Annotated in this window: 13 protein-coding genes; 3 read left to right on the top strand and 10 right to left on the bottom strand. The window is 43.8% G+C overall.

The features are described 5' to 3' along the window. The first annotated feature begins 46 nt into the window (after positions 1 to 46). Entirely contained in the window at positions 47 to 2,959 is a 2,913-nt protein-coding gene (locus PAENI_RS02720) for a transglycosylase domain-containing protein (RefSeq protein WP_149644170.1), read from the top strand. Positions 2,960 to 3,042: 83 nt separating this feature from the next. On the opposite strand, the gene acsA is transcribed toward PAENI_RS02720, so the two are convergent. After that, positions 3,043 to 4,767, bottom strand: a complete 1,725-nt coding sequence (acsA, locus tag PAENI_RS02715; RefSeq protein ID WP_076282936.1) for an acetate--CoA ligase — start codon at positions 4,765 to 4,767, stop codon at positions 3,043 to 3,045. 160 nt (positions 4,768 to 4,927) lie between these two features. On the opposite strand from acsA, the gene PAENI_RS02710 reads away from it, so the two are divergent. Then, positions 4,928 to 5,560, top strand: coding sequence for a GNAT family N-acetyltransferase (locus PAENI_RS02710; RefSeq protein ID WP_149644169.1), 633 nt, complete (start codon positions 4,928 to 4,930; stop codon positions 5,558 to 5,560). Between the two features lie 7 nt (positions 5,561 to 5,567). Here PAENI_RS02710 and PAENI_RS02705 read toward each other — a convergent pair whose 3' ends face one another. The 3 genes from PAENI_RS02705 to PAENI_RS02695 all read right to left on the bottom strand — a co-directional run bounded on the left by PAENI_RS02705 (position 5,568) and on the right by PAENI_RS02695 (position 8,080). Beyond that, positions 5,568 to 6,263, bottom strand: a complete 696-nt coding sequence (locus PAENI_RS02705; protein WP_149644168.1) for a 5'-methylthioadenosine/adenosylhomocysteine nucleosidase — start codon at positions 6,261 to 6,263, stop codon at positions 5,568 to 5,570. Between the two features lie 89 nt (positions 6,264 to 6,352). Beyond that, positions 6,353 to 7,363: a catabolite control protein A gene (gene ccpA / locus PAENI_RS02700; protein WP_042187330.1), complete on the bottom strand. Its 1,011-nt coding sequence runs from the start codon at positions 7,361 to 7,363 to the stop codon at positions 6,353 to 6,355. 264 nt (positions 7,364 to 7,627) lie between these two features. Next, positions 7,628 to 8,080 (bottom strand): hypothetical protein, encoded by a 453-nt coding sequence (locus PAENI_RS02695; protein WP_149644167.1) that lies wholly within the window; start codon positions 8,078 to 8,080, stop codon positions 7,628 to 7,630. 206 nt (positions 8,081 to 8,286) lie between these two features. Between PAENI_RS02695 and PAENI_RS02690 the strand changes: the two genes are divergently transcribed. Further along, entirely contained in the window at positions 8,287 to 8,811 is a 525-nt protein-coding gene (locus tag PAENI_RS02690) for a type 1 glutamine amidotransferase domain-containing protein (protein WP_042126813.1), read from the top strand. A 91-nt stretch (positions 8,812 to 8,902) separates the two neighbouring features. On the opposite strand, the gene PAENI_RS02685 is transcribed toward PAENI_RS02690, so the two are convergent. From PAENI_RS02685 to PAENI_RS02660, 6 genes are all read right to left on the bottom strand, one after another. Continuing rightward, entirely contained in the window at positions 8,903 to 10,303 is a 1,401-nt protein-coding gene (locus PAENI_RS02685; protein ID WP_149644166.1) for a DUF4179 domain-containing protein, read from the bottom strand. After that, positions 10,296 to 10,826: a sigma-70 family RNA polymerase sigma factor gene (locus PAENI_RS02680; RefSeq protein ID WP_076299467.1), complete on the bottom strand. Its 531-nt coding sequence runs from the start codon at positions 10,824 to 10,826 to the stop codon at positions 10,296 to 10,298. Before PAENI_RS02680 ends, PAENI_RS02685 begins: the two co-directional genes overlap by 8 nt. 181 nt (positions 10,827 to 11,007) lie before the next feature. After that, positions 11,008 to 12,777, bottom strand: a complete 1,770-nt coding sequence (gene ptsP, locus PAENI_RS02675; RefSeq protein WP_042187321.1) for a phosphoenolpyruvate--protein phosphotransferase — start codon at positions 12,775 to 12,777, stop codon at positions 11,008 to 11,010. Further along, on the bottom strand, positions 12,774 to 14,660 hold the full coding sequence (locus PAENI_RS02670) for a glucose PTS transporter subunit IIA (RefSeq protein WP_076282943.1): 1,887 nt from the start codon (positions 14,658 to 14,660) through the stop codon (positions 12,774 to 12,776). The genes ptsP and PAENI_RS02670 overlap by 4 nt, the downstream gene beginning before the upstream one ends. A gap of 519 nt (positions 14,661 to 15,179) precedes the next feature. Then, positions 15,180 to 15,848, bottom strand: coding sequence for a PDDEXK family nuclease (locus tag PAENI_RS02665; RefSeq protein WP_149644165.1), 669 nt, complete (start codon positions 15,846 to 15,848; stop codon positions 15,180 to 15,182). Between the two features lie 417 nt (positions 15,849 to 16,265). Next, on the bottom strand, positions 16,266 to 16,700 hold the full coding sequence (locus tag PAENI_RS02660) for a CoA-binding protein (RefSeq protein WP_076299469.1): 435 nt from the start codon (positions 16,698 to 16,700) through the stop codon (positions 16,266 to 16,268). Positions 16,701 to 16,764: the final 64 nt, after the last annotated feature.

Genomic DNA, 16,764 nt, shown 5'->3' with positions numbered 1-16,764 from the left:
CCAATTTGTGCTATAATAATTCCGTTAAAAGGAGGAATTATCGTCGATGGTTCAAGAGAACAAGAAAAAAAACGTAAAGAAGCCTTCACCCCGCAGATCTGGGCTTAGCAGGTTCGGTTCTGTAGTTAAGTGGATGTTTATTCTTGGCATAATAGGCATTCTGTTCGTCGGTGGTGCAGCAGCAGGATATGTCACTTCCATGGTGAAAGATGAACCTGTTCGCTCTGAGGAAATGATTCAACAGCAAGTCGGACAAAATGCGATCACCGGATTCGCATACTTCCGTGATGGCGCACCGATCGGCCAGCTTCGTACAGAAGAAGATCGAAGGCTCATTCAATACAACGACATCCCCCAGATTATTATTGATGCAGTTCTCGCTATAGAGGACAATAATTTCAATGAGCATAATGGCGTGGATTTCAAAGGCACCTTACGTGCCGTCAAACAAAAGATATTAAATGAATCCGTTCAGACCGGAGGCAGTACACTTACTCAACAGCTCGCAAGACGTGTATTTCTCAATCTGGATCGAACAGAAGATCGTAAAGCAAAAGAAATTCTACTTTCACTTAGACTAGAGCGCTTCTTGACCAAGCAAGAGATTTTAACGGCTTATCTGAACAAGGTTCCGTTCGGTAATGGCTCGAATGGCTATAACGTATTTGGGATTAAAGCTGCATCCAAAGGTATATTCGGTCTGGATGATCTAGACAAGTTGAATATTGCCCAAGCGGCGTATTTGGCCGGTCTTCCACAGCTCCCCTCCGCTTATTCAGCATTCAATGGCGTTGGAGAATTCAACGCAAAGGCGTTCAATAGAGCTATGGATCGTCAACAGCTTGTACTTCGTCGTATGCTAGAGGAGAACAAGATCACTACCTCCCAATATGATGAAGCACTCAAGTTTGATATTAAAAGCTCTCTCGCTCCTCACACTAAGAAAGCTTATGCTACATATCCATACCTAATGATGGAGACGGAGCGTAAAGCATCTGAGATTCTTTTGTCACTAAATGAAAAGAATAACAGTACAGCTGATACCACTAGCTCTAGTGATAATGCCGTACTTCTTGAGGAAGCAAGACAACAGTTAATGACCGGCGGTTACCGAGTCTATACCACGATTGATAAGAAAGTATACAGTGCAATGCACAGTATTTCCGAAGATAGTAGTAATTTCACCAAGGACAGCAAAACAAAAGGTGTTGAACAGACGGCTGGCATTTTGATCAACAACAAGACCGGAGCCATTCTCGGTATGATTGAGGGCCGCGATTTTAATATCGAGCAAATGAACTACGCAACCCAAATGGTCCGGCAACCCGGCTCAACGATGAAGCCGATTTCAGCATACTTACCTGCCTTAGATGCAGGACTGATTCAACCTGCTGGAATCTTAGATGATGCTCCAATCATTTTGAAGGATGGCGGGAAAGGCTTCCATATCCCTAAAAATGCTAACAATCGCTATCAGGGTTTAGTTACGGCTCGCTATGCACTTAATAAATCCCTCAACCTACCGGCGCTTAAACTATTTAACGAGAAGGTCGGAATAGAGGATGCTTGGGCCTTTACTAAAAAGCTAGGGATCACTACACTCACCGAAGATGATTACAGAGCGCAGACTGGGGTTATAGGCGGTCTTCGATACGGTACATCCGTTGAGGAATTAACCAATGCCTATTCCGCCATTGGCAATAAGGGAGCATTTAATGATGCTTATATGATTGAGAAGATTGTGGATTCGGAAGGCAAGATCGTTTATCAGCACAAGGTTAACCCTGAACAAGTATTCTCTGAGCAAACTGCTTATCTAATGACCGATATGCTGCGTACAGTAATCACAGAAGGTACTGCAAGCACAGTAAGAAGAGATTATAAACACTTTAAAGACGTTCCGATTGTAGGTAAGACTGGCTCCACTCAGAACTATGGAGATGTCTGGTTCATGGGCTACACCCCTGATGTCACACTTGGCATGTGGGTTGGTTATAAGGAACAAATTAATACCCTTACAGGAGATACACAAAAACGACAAGCACAGACCTTATGGGCTAAAGTCATGAATGCTGTTATTGATAAGCAGCCAGACTTGTTCGTTACAGACAAATTCACACAACCTGAAGGAATTACCAAAAAGACAGTTTCCGCGTACAGCGGTAAGCTGCCAACGGCTCTAACTGACAAATTCACAACGGATCTTTTCAATGCGAAATATGTACCTAAAGAGAGCGACGATGGGATTTCCAAAGCCAAGTATATTACTTACAATGGCGTCAACTATATCCCACTCGAAGGTACACCGGAGGATTTCCTGAAAGAAAAAATCGTCGTTAAACGTGAAAAGCCGATCCAGGAATTAGTTAAGGAGCTCTTGGCAGCCTTCCCTAAGATGAAGGAGCATAAATCGCTGGAGTATTATATGCCAGCCGATGCTAAGACAGATTTCCCTACTGAAGTCGATCCACGCGTGGACGACGGTACTTCGCCTTCTGCTCCTGGAAATGTAAGTGTCTCATACAGCACTGGAAAAGCTGTGATCAGCTTCTCCCCAAGCGGCTCTCCAGATGTAGTAGGGTACCGCTTATACCGTTCTTTAAACGGCGGGTCTTTCCAGAAGCAAGCTGTAATTATGGCTGACGAGAGCAAGGTATTCTCGCCAGGAACACCTGCGAGTGCCAATGCAACATTCTATGTCAGCGCTGTTGATATCGCAGGTAATGAGACAGCTTCTGGTAGCGTTACTGGAGGCACTACACCAACTCCGGAAGCAACACCAACTCCAGATCAGCAACCGGAGACAACGCCTCCTACAGGCTCTGAGAGTACACCAGGAGAGGATATCGAGATTCCTGGAACCATTCTACCTACGCCTACTTCAACGCCATCTGGCGAAGGTAGCAGTAACGGAAACAGTAATAGTGGTACAGCCGGCAATACGACTGGAAACCATTAACCGCTAGTCCGAAGAATAACTTCACACAGCAAAACACCGTTCCCTTGAATTCATTAGGGAACGGTGTTTTTTTATGATCCATTCTAATCTTCTATCGTTGATAAATCGCCAGTTGGGAGATGAAGCTCCCAAGCCTTTAATACACGCCGCATGATTTTACCTGATCGTGTCTTAGGAAGTTTATCCTTAAATTCGATCTCTCTCGGCGCAGCATGCGCAGACAGTCCGGCTTTAACAAATGCCGCGATCTCCTCTTTGAGAGCAGCTGTAGGAGTATAGCCTTCTCTCAGCGAAATGAAAGCCTTGATAATTTCCCCACGCACCAGGTCTGGTTTACCAATTACACCCGCTTCTGCCACAGCAGGATGCTCTACCAATTTACTCTCCACTTCAAAAGGTCCTATACGCTCACCAGAAGAGTTGATAACGTCGTCAATCCGTCCTTGAAACCAGAAATATCCATCATCATCCATATAAGCAGAATCACCAGAAATGTACCAACCAGGAATGCGGAAATACTCCTCATACTTCGCCTTATTGTTCCAGATCGAATTCATCATGGATGGCCAAGGAGTCCGTATTGCAAGATTCCCCATTGAGAATGGTGGGAGAACATTGCCTCGATCATCTAAAATCGCTGCTTCAATGCCTGGCAACGGACGGCCCATAGAACCTGGTTTGATATCCATTCCAGGATAATTACAGATCAGTTGCGCTCCCGTCTCTGTCATCCACCAAGTATCATGAATGCGCTGATTGTAGAACTTATCTCCCCACCGCACCACTTCAGGATTTAACGGTTCTCCAACAGACAGGACATGGCGCAGGCTGCTCAAATCAATTCCCTGAATTGAACTCTCTCCTGCCCCCATCAACATACGAAATGCTGTAGGTGCACTGTACCAAATACTAACCTTATTTCGTTCAATCGTCTTATACCAATCCTGAGGACTAAAGCGTCCCCCTCTCACGACATTCGTTACCCCATTTAACCAGGGAGAAAATATTCCGTAAGATGTTCCTGTCACCCAGCCTGGATCAGCTGTACACCAGTAAATATCATCTGGACGTAGATCCAGCACCACTCTACCTGTATAATAATGTTGAATCATTGCTCTTTGCACATGATAAACGCCTTTAGGTTTTCCTGTAGAACCAGATGTATAATGCATGATAAGGCCATCGTCCAGGTCAAGCCATTCCAATTCGAGCTCAGAAGACGCGTTATCCATCTCCTCAGTGAAACCTAAGTTACCTTGCTCGATATCAGTGGTACCGCCTACTAGAAAAATATGACGCAAATTCGGAAGCTCATCTCGCTTCACACGATGAAGTAGTTCAGGTGTAGTAACCAAAGCAACCGCACCACTATCCTCCAGCCGGTCCTTAACTGCTGTTTCCATAAAGGCTTCGAACAGAGGGCCCGCTATTGCCCCAATCTTCAGAATACCTAGTAAACTAAAATATAGTTCCGGTTGACGAGGCATAAAAATAAATACCCGATCTCCCTTACCGATACCATATTTACGCAATACATTTCCGAACCGATTCGACCGTTCCTGCAGATCGGCAAATGTATAGGATTCATCCCGCACCGCATCACTGTAGAGCAGGGCCGTCGCCGCTCCCCGTCCTTCTTGAACGTGGCGATCCACTGCTTCATGTGCCATATTAACCTTTCCAGTGTCATACCATGAGAAGTTACGTTCAACATCCTCCCACTTAAAATTGGCTACTGCCTGGGTGTAATCAGACATATTGGAGCTCTGCACACGGCCAGGCAAAATTTCGCTATGGACTTGACCCATCACTCTTGCCTCCCTCACTCGTTTGATTTAAGCTTTAAGGGTAAGACTCTTCTCTTAGATAATGATGTCAATGCAATGAATGTGAATTTTTTATGTCTGAATTAGTATAACATAGCAAACGTTTACATTCCATATTTTATCATCAGAAAGGAGCACGGCTATGGAGCATCGTAAAATCCCTGTTTCCCATACGCTTTCATATAAAGGTAGAACAATAACAATAAGTGGCCCCCGATCTCCAGAGGACCTTAAAGCCCTCCACATGCATCATGATCTTGATGCCTTCCGCAAGCCGATTGAACAGCACGAAGCTCTCATAGAGATTGCTAGCCTGCCAGAAGGACGTATAATTACAGCTGTAGAGGATGGCACTCTAATAGGCTATGTAACCTTTCATTATCCGGATGAAATGGAGCTTTGGTCACAGGGTGGAATGATGGATCTAATTGAGCTTGGAGCTATTGAGGTGAGTAATGATTATAGGGGAGCCGGACTAGGCCGGCTGCTGATTTCCACTGCTTTTGAGCAAGAGCAATTGGAGAATTGTATCGTCTTTACAACAGAGTATTATTGGCACTGGGATTTAAAAGGAAGTGGGCTTGATGTGTGGGCTTATCGTCAAATGATGGAGCGGCTAATGAAAACTGTAAATATGGTTTGGTATGCTACGGATGATCCCGAAATCTGTTCACATCCAGCAAACTGCCTAATGGTTCGTATTGGACAAGAGGTACCTATGTCCTCACAGGAGACTTTCGACAGGGTACGCTTTAGACAGCGCTTCATGTACTAAACGAGTATTAAAGGTGCAGCAACATATATTCTAATATAGAATGTGAGCGCCCTGAGGCTTCCACCGTGAACTCCTTAAAACTCACATTTGCTGACCCGTCAGACTTATCAGACATCGAACGAATAATAACAAAGGGAGTGGCGTTCATCACACACACTTGTGCAACCGCCGCCCCTTCCATCTCCACGCACGCTCCGTCCAATTCCTCTCTTAATTTAGCTACAATCTCTGCATTAGAAATGAATTGATCACCTGAAAGTACTTTGCCGACCAAGTACTTTTGGCCTAACTCGTTACACGCCCTCTCAGCAAGGAGTACCAATGAAGGGTCTGCCTGAAAGACAGAATTATCCTGATAAGGTATTTCACCTTTTGAAAAGCCAAGTGCTGTAGCATCCATATCATGCTGAACACAAGTAGATGATATAACAATATCTCCAATATTCAATTCAGGGTGCACAGCCCCAGCAACCCCAGTAAACAACACACGAGACACACCAAAGGAATCAATTAGAATTTGTGTCGTAACTGCTGCATTTACTTTACCTACCCCAGATTTACAGAGCACTACAGACTTTCCTAATATATTTCCTATGTAATAATGAATTCCTGCCTTGACCTTCGTCTCCTTATTCTCCATCCTTTCTAGTAATAGCTTAATCTCTTCATCCATCGCACCAATTAATCCGATTATTTCAGGCAAAGATAACGCCTCCTCCGATGATTTACTCTGTAAAAAACATAAAAAGCTCCAAAAGGAGCTTTTTACGGAAATACTGTTTAGTTCATAAATTACTTATTCAGATGATTAACAGACAGGCGGAGAATCGTTTCATGAGGCAAGATAACCCGCGGATTCTCAACCGTCTCTTTCTTCATGAGTTTCGTCAAAAGTCTCATTGCTACCGCACCTAGGTCATACATAGGCTGGGCTACAGTTGTCAACAATGGACGAACCATCGAAGCCATACGGATGTTATCCACACTAATAATGGAGAAGTCATCCGGTACCTTCAGGCCTTCATCCTGAATACTGTGAATTGCACCAATAGCCATCTCGTCGGTTGCGGCAAAAATAGCGGTTGGCTTCTTCTTGAGTCCAAGGAAATACTTCATGGCTTCGACACCAGATTCATAGCGGTAGTTACCGATACGTACCAAGTCTTCTTGATACTCGATTCCAGCCTGTTCAAGTGCCTTCTTATAACCATGGAAACGTGCATATCCATTCGCAGGATCCTGGAGTGTACCACTGATCATTGCGATTTCTCGGTGACCGTGACGAATCAAAGTATTCACTGCATCAAAAGCAGCGGTTTCATGATCGATGTCAACGGAAGGATAAGTTCCCTTCTCATCCCGTGTAGCACATAGGACAATCGGAACTGCAGAAGTCTGGAAAGCTTGAATATGTTCTTCGGTTACCGTACCACCCATGAAGAGCAGACCATCGACCTGTTTCTCCAAAAGGGTATTGATGACACGGATTTCCTTTTCTTTACGCTTATCCGCGTTACACAATATGATATTGTAATGATACATGTTCGCGATATCTTCAATCCCGCGTGCAATTTCTGCAAAAATCGAGTTTGAAATATCAGGGATGACAACCCCAACGGTTGTCGTTTTCTTACTGGCAAGTCCTCTCGCCACGGCATTGGGACGATATCCCAAACGCTCAATCGCTTCAAAAACTTTCTTCCGGGTCTGCGGTTTCACGTTAGGGTTATTGTTCACAACCCGTGATACCGTAGCCATAGATACGCCTGCTTCTCGAGCTACATCGTAAATGGTTACCGTCAAATTACTCTCTCCATTGCGATAAATTTTATCGTTCGACTAATTAAAAATATGATACGACACTTTGTACAATTGTGCAATGATAACGCTTCATTTTCCTTTCAAAATTTCTTTCAAGGCTGAAGACGTAACCCCTAATTACAATTTTTGACTAGTGTAGGTTTCCCTATTCACGAGCACAATAATGTAACTTCTATCTATCGTAACAAAAAGTGAGTGAAAAATCCAACATTCCGTGAAAGTTTTTCATTATTTTCACAGAATGTTTTAATAATTTGCGTTTTTAGTCGTTTGGAACGTTAATTGAGACAGTCTTCGACTAGTTTCTTCCATCCAATTCTGGTCTTTGAGCCCCTCAGCTAGTCGGTATAGATCAAGTAACATATCCACTCTAGCCTGAATTGTCTCTCGGATAGCCAACTCTAATTCTTGAAATCCTCCGACAATAACCTCTGTCAAAGCTTCTTTTAGGACACTAGCTAATTCATTTCTTTGAGTAAACGAAAAATCTTGTCTTGGCACATCCGCGTTCAATTCTTTCACTAACTTTCCTAGATCTGCTTTAATAAACGACAAGGGCTCATAACTAGTACATTTCGGACAAGTATAGACAGGGACATGTGTAATCTTCACCCTCGTATTAAAAATCAATGAATGCATATGTAAGTTCATGAGGCCACCGCAGCTGCACAACTTCTCCATTAAGTTATCTGTATACATCTTCTACACCTCTTGCAAGAAATGAATTAAGTACAAAGTATGACTTTTCAATTTCTATATTCGACCTCCCTCGATTAAAACCCTCCTTAATTGCATATAATGATTAAATTGGCAATTCGTCTATAATTTACAACCCTTCAGATGACTTCGTATTTTAAATTTGATAGAATATGAAGGATCATGTGATACGAAAGGAGCTTAACAAAATGAGACTAGCTGGCAAAAAGGTCATAGCACTCGTAGACGATGAATTTGAAGATTTGGAGCTCTGGTATCCCGTGTACCGAGTAAGAGAAGAAGGCGCTGAGGTTCACTTGGCAGGTTTGGAAAAAGATAAAACATACATCGGCAAATATGGTGTGCCTGCAAAAGCGGAGTACTCCTGGGACGATCTTAATGCCGCAGATTATGACGGGATTTTAGTTCCTGGTGGCTGGGCTCCTGATAAAATCCGTAGATACAGTGCCGTATTAAAGCTAGTACAGGATTTCAATGCAGCTAAGAAACCTATTGGGCAGATTTGCCACGCAGGCTGGGTATTAATTTCCGCTAAAATTCTGGAAGGTGTAACCGTCACCTCCACACCCGGCATCCGTGATGACATGGAGAATGCCGGAGCGATATGGAAAGATGAAGCTGTGGTTACGGATGGACATATTATTTCTGCTCGTCGCCCACCAGATCTGCCGCCCTATGGCAAAGCTTTTTGTGATGCGTTAGCTGGGGAATAGACAGTAGAATTAAAGTTTAAAATCAAACAAGCCCTGTCTCTCAATTTGAGGAACAGGGCTTTTGATTTGCTTCACTCGACTTTCGAGCTACTTACTTAATTCGAATGGACGCTTTCTCCTTGATTACGTTTGGATAAGAATTAAACCAGAAAGTCAACGGTTGGGGTAACTTCTCCTTACCTACATTGAAGAAATAGGTTATTGTAGTTCCCTTACTACTTTCATTAAACTCTCTATACCCTGAGTAATCATTTTTGATAGTTTCCATCATATGCCCGCTTCCAGAGCTATCTTCAAAATAATCGCTCAATCCAAAACCTCTATCATTAAGCGAGTCCTTCTCTTCTTTAGGAATAAAGTAATCTAACACCAGAATTCCCTGCTCTTCGTTCTCCATTCGTTTGGAAATCGTCAGATTGCTATCCGGTACCTTCAGAATCTGCTGTGTTTCGGTATTAATCACAAGCTCCAGCTTAGATTGATCTAGAGCAGAAATCCCTTCAATTTCAAACTTAATCGGATCATCAGGTCTCATATTATCATTATGATAAATATTCGATCCACTTACCCACATTAACTCCTCTTGTTGCTCTCCTTTTCCGATGACAAGCTTAGGTGAAAGCATATTAAATATCCTCATTGTATTCTTTTGGTCATATCTTTCCCGCATATAAATCCCCGTAGGTCCAATATAGATATTCTCCATATTAATTTGCTGTCCGGAGATGGACAGACTATCCTTTAGATCAACTCTTTTTCCTTGAATATAAACCTTGTTGGTATCCATTGGAATCTGAATGTTTAAAGATTTAAGCTCACCGCTTGATAAAGCTGGATCATCAGATGCTGGAAGCAACCTTAGAGAAATATTCAACGGGTCTTCCAACTCATCCTGATATTCATCCCATACGATTTGCTCGTACATACGAGTTGTCCCAGGAGATCCAACCTCTTGAGCGTTAATAGTGCTAAACCCGCTGTATCCTGTGCGATAAATATTACTTTCAGGAGTCTTTTTCAAGGATAGTCCAAACAGCTGCATTTTCCGATCTGTATTGTTTTCAATTGTATACAGAACTGCAATGCCTCTTCGATCGGCCATAATTCCATTAACCGTCCACTTTATTCCATCCACCTCAGCTGAAGAAATATTCACTTCCTTCATTATTCCCGCATCAAGTGCTGATGTTATGGTCAGATTATTAGCGATAGTAGGGCGGAATACTTCAAGCGATCCCCAGCTTTTTGGTGGTAACTGTGCACGTACAGGATTGGCCATCTGATTTACCCATGGGACAATAATCAATAAGGCTATAGCTAGGACCGCCAACGTAATAACAGCGTATCTTTTTCTAAAAGAGAACCCTTTTCGGTTACCTAGCTGCATCCCCTTGCGAATCGCGGCGTCTAGTTTAACTTCCGGGATTTCCTCAGCCTCGACATTAATTTTATGAAAATATTCGTTAAGTAGCTTTTCTTCAGACTCAGCCATAAAATAGATCTCCCTTCCGTTTCATTCTGTCACGCAGTTGTTTCAGACCTTTGTTGAGCCATGTCTTCACCGTACCCTCAGGTTTATCGAGCACCTCTGCAATTTCTGCAAGGGTCATATCCTTGTAATATTTGAGTACAAGCACCTGGCGATACTTCGGCTTAACCCCATCCAGCGCTTGTTCCATGTCCAATCTGCGGTCGCTTTTCATCTCCATAATCCCTATATCACTTCGAGTAGCTTCTGTGACAGCATTCCTCTTTCTGCGCTTCAACTCATCATTACAACAATTGATCAGAATGCGTGTTAACCAAGGAACAAACCTTTCGGAGTCCTTTAAGCTTTTACGTTTAATCCATGCACGACAGGTTGCCTCCTGCAGAACTTCTAACGAATCCGCCTCGTTTCGCAGATAGCTGTAAGCAATGCTGTAAAGCTTTCTTTTCTGTTCAGCTACCAGCTCGTAGAATGTATCTTCTTCCGTAGCAACTATTTCCATTTCGTCTTTAATAATGTGTTCCATCCTTGTTTTGTCCTCCCCCCCTTGCCTTCACGCATAAATCATTCCTGTACAGCACGCTCTATGTATAGACTGCGCTGAAGCGCAAACGGTTTTGTTTTTTTATAACAATCTAGTACAAAAGAAAAAGGCTCGGCAAGAATGCCGAACCTTGATGTGGACTTGATGATGTAGCGCTTGATAACTATGAAGAAGCTTTCTCCTTTGTTTCCACGCTCGTTCCAAGCGTAATACCGCTTTTCTGAGCATAAGCACTTAGGATTTCTTCTGTCTCCGAGCTTGTACGATGATGGAAGCAAGCTTTGGCAACCCTTGTAGCGTCTATAGCCAGTGTATTCAGGGTACGGTGTTTAACCTTCAGCAGTGCCTGTGGCGACATGCTAAGATCACTAATCCCTAACTCCAGCCAAAGTGGCAAAGAACGCTCATCTGCCGCCATTTCACCACATACACTAATATCTATTTTTGCATTACGCGCTGCTTCTACAGTCATACGGATCATTCGCAGAACCGCTGGATGATATGGATGATACATATGCGCAATTTGTTCATTCATTCGGTCTACGGCTAGTACATATTGCACCAAATCGTTCGTACCGATACTGAAAAAATCAACTTCCTCCGCAAGTAAATCCGCAATCATAACCGCAGCTGGAACTTCAATCATAATACCGACTGGAATATTCCGATTAAACGGTATGCCCCGTAGCTCCAGTTCAGCCTTCACTTCTTCCAGTACAGCTTTTGCTGCTTGTACTTCTTCTACGGAAGATATCATAGGGAACATTAGCTTTACATTCCCATACGCACTCGCCCGCAAAATGGCTGTTAGCTGAGTTTTGAACATATCTTGTCGATTTAAGCTGATTCGAATGGCGCGATAGCCAAGGAACGGATTCTGCTCTTCTGGCAGCTGGAAGTAATCCAGATGCTTGTCCCCGCCTATATCCAGCGAACGGATCACAACCATATTGCTGCCTACCTTCTCGACAACCTGTTTATACACTTCGAATTGTTCATCCTCCGTCGGAAAAGAACTGCGATCCATATAAAGAAACTCTGTACGGAATAGACCTACACCCTCGGCTCCATACTTGAGCGCTAAATTCAGTTCTTTGACGGAGCTGATATTACCGGCCAATCGCAGGTTAACGCCATCTTTAGTGACGGCATCGACTGTAGCAAGCAGTTCCAGTTGTTCTTTCTTTTTATGTTGCTTATTCCGAAGAGAAACATATTCATTGATCGTTACCTCATCAGGATGAATTTGCACTGATCCGGTGTCTCCGTCTATCACGAGCATGTCTCCGGTCTGAATTGGGTTAGATAAATTATTCTCCAAACCTGCTACGAGCGGAATGCCCAGCGCACGAGCCATAATGGAGGAATGTGAGGTTTTACCGCCCATCATAGTAACAATACCTAGAACATAAGTTGGGTTCAAGTGAGCTAACTGGGAAGGAGACAACTCCTTCGCTACGAGAATATACGGCTGTGTATCCGATGGCAGCGTGACCTCAGGAGCACCTAAAAGATGCTTTAACAGACGGTTACCGACATCCTTGATATCAACCGCCCGCTCCTTCATGTATTCATCATCCAGCAGATCAAACATCGCTACAAAATGATCAATCGCTTCCTTAACAGCCACTTCCGCCGCCTTATACTGGCGTTCAATAATCCCCCGGATTTCGCTCATAAACACCGGATCATCCAAAATCGCCAGATGAGCATCAAAAATGCTGGATTCCTCCGGACCGACTACTTCTCTGAATTCTTTTTTGATGAATTCAATCTCGTCCTTAGAGGTACGGATACCTTCGTATAAACGCTCAAACTCCTTAGCTAGATCCACTGGGTTGACTTGTGTGTCTGGTAAGCTCCACTCCCAGTTCGGTAAGACAAAGGCCTTCCCGATAGCTACACCTGCTGCTGCGCCTATGCCTTGTATCATCCTTCTATCCCTCCAACGTTACTTTCATGTAAGACTACGGACATTACTGAAGATTGCCCCTTTTTAACATTTTTAAATGGAGCATAGCTCCATGATTTTACTCGATCAGGATTCGTAATCACCATTGGTGTAGCCAGTGAAGCTGCATGCTCACGCAAATAAGCGAGGTCGAATTTAACAAGCAATTGACCTGGTTCCACACTGTCGCCTTCTTTTACAACCGCCTCAAATGGCCCTTTAAGCTGCGAAGTGTCGATCCCTATATGCATAAGTACCTCCAGCCCTTCCGGCGTAGCAATACCAACGGCATGCATTGTAGGATAGACGTGCATAACCTTCCCGAATACAGGCGAAGTAAGCTCCCCTTTTTCAGGCAAAAATGCAACTCCATCACCCACTAGCTTCGCTGCAAAGATGTGATCCGGCACTTCCTCAATGGGCATCATTCTACCCTGCATCGGAGAACTGAACAATACCTGAGGCAAATCACGAAGCATTAGCTTATTAATCTCCTCGCGGATCAACTCTGAATACGTACCAAATACTACCTGGACATTCCCGCCACCGAGCTTGATAATTCCAGCGGAACCAAGACCTTTAAGCGCCCCTGTATCTATAAATCGATCATTATGGACGGTTAGCCTCAAACGAGTGATACAGGATTGTACTTGTACAATATTCTCCTTGCCACCAAGCGCCTCCAAAATCAATGGTGCCTGATAAGGGATATTGCCTGCCCAATCACCAAGTTCAGAACCTTCTTCACGCCCTGGTGTCGGGATCTGAAAACGGCGAATCGCCCAGCGGAACAAATTGTAATACACAATCCCATAGCCAATACCGATCGGAATCAAAAGCCAAGCTCTCTGTGACAGATGCAAATTCAAAAAGAAGTCAATTGCTCCTGCCGAATAAGAGAACCCGTGATGAATTCCCAGCATATAGGTCAGTACCATAGCGAGGCCAGACATTACAGTATGTATCGCGAATAAATACGGAGAAGCAAACAAAAACGCGAATTCAATCTGCTCCGAAACCCCGGTCAGAAAACAGACCAAAGCCGCTCGCATAAAAGTCTTTTTAATCTTAGGCTTCAAGTCCTCGCGCGCTTCCTGAATAATTGCAAAAGCAATGGCTGGCAGTGCGAACATCATAATCGGAAACAAACCCGCCATAAAAATGCCCGCCGTAGGATCGCCTGCAAAAAAACGTGGCAAATCCCCCTGAACGACAGTGCTACCATCAGGAGTTGTAAAGTTTCCAAACTGAAACCAAAACACATTGTTGAGAATATGGTGAAGACCGAAGGCTGTTAGTACTCTATATAGCACTCCATAAATAAAAACGCCAAATCCGCCTGTCTGCAATATCCCTTGAAAAAGATCATCCAGTCCTCTTTGCAGCAGTGGAGAGATCCCTAACATCACCCATGCAAAGCCAGCCGAAAACAATCCCATGAACAGCAAAACAAAACGCGAACCTCCAAAAAACTGTATCGCCTCTGGAAGCTTGATATTTTTGAACCGGTTTTGAGCGATACCGGCAACTATACCCAGCAAAATTCCGATAAGTGTTGCAGGTTGTACAAGCCCGTCTCCCATATGGGTAACAATCCGGTCGTAAGTGAACATTCCAGCCAGTGCTGCAAGACCCGCCGTTCCAGCTTGATTGGATAATCCCCATGCTACACCCACAGCGAACAAATAAGGCATAAAATAAAAGATTCCCTGCCCAGCGTATGTAGCCACTTCGGATACCGAAGAAAGTCCCCATGCAGACCAAGGTAAGCTGCCCAAACTAAGCAAAATGGCTGCCGCCGGCAGTACCATGGTAGGAAGCATTATGGCTCTGCCCAATTGCTGCAATGATCCGAGCCAATTCAAGGCTACCCTCTCCTTTCTTTCTATATTGAATGGTAAGCGCTGCGGGGGTTTTTGTCAAAATAAACTGAAGGAAAAGATCAGGATATATTTAAAACAAATACACACTCACTCCACAATAAAATCACATAGAAACACCATTCTATGGGCTCAGGATTCCAAAGCACTAAAGCAAACAATGCTAAAGTTGGTTAAAACCGATAAAAGTTACTCTGAATGAATGTGCGTCTCTAATAATGCTTCAAGTGTATGAGTTATATTTATTGAATGAAGTTTTGTCTGCTGACTGAGTCTCTTTCTTTTGCTGCCGATGATAAAAGAAGATGTTAATTGTACTTTGTACAACTATTTATATCCTATAAAAACTGAAATCCATATAAGTGTACTTTGTGCAATTATTTTTAATAATTCCACCCTTTTCCTAACCTTTGGTGTGTAATAAGTGTACAAAGTACAACTAAACCACAATAGAATAGAGATATTTCCGATATAGTTGTATATAGTGCAATTATTCTCCCACTCCTACCATATTTGATCTGGTCGCATAGCTTTCACTTCGTATTGTCGAACCCGTTCTCCCGTAATTACAGGCTTTATTTGCCCCTTCTCACTCAACGAGTGCAACAATCTGCGCGCCGTTCGAAAGTTAATGCTGAAATGAGTGGTCACATCCTTTGGACGGATCGCCCTACCCAGTCGCCAAGCCAACCGCAGAACCTCCTTCTCCTCAGACAAAATATCCATGCCTGCAGATTTGCGCGCCAAATGAGGTGCCAGCACCAATTGCAAAAGCATCCGGCACACCTCGGGGCGGTGCTGAAGATCATCAACAGAAAAATGAATCATTTTCCACCCCATTCCGGTCAGAAAAGTGTCCCGATTAACTGCATAGTTAAATCTCTCGCGGTCCATGTCCTTCACATGGCTTTGAAACCCGTCGCACTCAATCCCGAGACTGCCGCCGCTCTGCGGAAGAAAAGCGAAGTCCAGAAACTGAGATTTACGGTTCCAGTCGTACACTTCGTATTCTGGATGCAAATCATCAAGGCTCTCAAACAATGGCCACCATACATTCTGCAAGAACAACTTCTCCGCATAATTATGGCCTCTAACCAGCCTCCCCCTTCTTTCTCCTGATCTTTCAGTCAAGTGCTTGTTAATGAACATACCATGTGCTTCTTCAAATTCCATTATGGTATCCTCCCCTATAAAAATAAAAAAACGCCCTTCACCGCAAATCATGCGGATAAAGGACGTTCTTCGTCTAACTTCAGTATAACAAGCTCAGTTAGTGATTTGCATTAGAAATTGCACAGTCTGTACAGCCAATCGTAATCAAACGATGCTTTTGATCTTGGCTGTTCTTTAACATTAAAGTTGCAACTACTTCAGCGCTAAAAAATTTAGTTCGCTGGTTTGTTAGTTCCTTCTTTTGTCTGTCGGCTCGTATGCTCGCCGGTTCATTATTCTCTTGTTGTTGGTTCGTTTGTCGGCTCGTAAGCTCGTCAGTTCATCGTTTGCCCGTTCGTCGGTTCGTTCGAAATCCCTTGATACACGCTCTGATCATCATTTTTTCAATAGTCAGATAAAGTGTTGAACTACCGAACCTTATGCCCGAGTACGCCCATGCATCGTGATCGCTTCTTCGACCTTGATACAACGGTCCATAATCGCCGTCATACCGTGCTCAGCGGCGATTTCAGCGGCTTCCTGGCTGATTATACCCTGCTGAAGCCAGAGCACACGTGCGCCGATTTCAGCGGCCTCCTGTGCGACCTTTGCGCAGTATTCGCTTCGACGGAACACATTAACAATGTCCACCGGCTCTGGAATTTCCGCTAACGTATGATAGCACTTTTCTCCCAGTATTTCACCATCAACCAATGGGTTTACAGGAATGATCCGGTATCCCCGACTTTGCATAGCACCTGCGACCATATAGGAGGTACGGTCTGTTTTGTCAGACAGGCCAACAACTGCAATATTACCAGCAGAAGCAAGGATATCTCCGATCTGTTCCCGACTTGGATTCTCAAAGCTCATACATAGTGCCCCTTTCCATAGTTACACTTTATGATCCTTATTTAACTGAAGCTAAATTCGCTAG

The organism is Paenibacillus sp. B2(2019), assembly GCF_008370385.1.
Taxonomy (GTDB): Bacteria; Bacillota; Bacilli; order Paenibacillales; family Paenibacillaceae; genus Paenibacillus_AQ.
This window is presented reverse-complemented; position numbering and strand designations above follow the sequence as displayed.

What these genes read in the sequence shown, in the direction of transcription:
- PAENI_RS02665 (WP_149644165.1), bottom strand. Translation starts at nt 15,848, where the DNA reads ATGGAATTTGAAGAAGCACATGGTATGTTCATTAACAAGCACTTGACT.
- PAENI_RS02695 (WP_149644167.1), bottom strand. Translation starts at nt 8,080, where the DNA reads ATGTATACAGATAACTTAATGGAGAAGTTGTGCAGCTGCGGTGGCCTC.
- PAENI_RS02710 (WP_149644169.1), top strand. Translation starts at nt 4,928, where the DNA reads ATGGAGCATCGTAAAATCCCTGTTTCCCATACGCTTTCATATAAAGGT.
- PAENI_RS02690 (WP_042126813.1), top strand. Translation starts at nt 8,287, where the DNA reads ATGAGACTAGCTGGCAAAAAGGTCATAGCACTCGTAGACGATGAATTT.
- PAENI_RS02660 (WP_076299469.1), bottom strand. Translation starts at nt 16,700, where the DNA reads ATGAGCTTTGAGAATCCAAGTCGGGAACAGATCGGAGATATCCTTGCT.
- PAENI_RS02680 (WP_076299467.1), bottom strand. Translation starts at nt 10,826, where the DNA reads ATGGAACACATTATTAAAGACGAAATGGAAATAGTTGCTACGGAAGAA.
- PAENI_RS02720 (WP_149644170.1), top strand. Translation starts at nt 47, where the DNA reads ATGGTTCAAGAGAACAAGAAAAAAAACGTAAAGAAGCCTTCACCCCGC.
- PAENI_RS02685 (WP_149644166.1), bottom strand. Translation starts at nt 10,303, where the DNA reads ATGGCTGAGTCTGAAGAAAAGCTACTTAACGAATATTTTCATAAAATT.
- ptsP (WP_042187321.1), bottom strand. Translation starts at nt 12,777, where the DNA reads ATGATACAAGGCATAGGCGCAGCAGCAGGTGTAGCTATCGGGAAGGCC.
- acsA (WP_076282936.1), bottom strand. Translation starts at nt 4,767, where the DNA reads ATGGGTCAAGTCCATAGCGAAATTTTGCCTGGCCGTGTGCAGAGCTCC.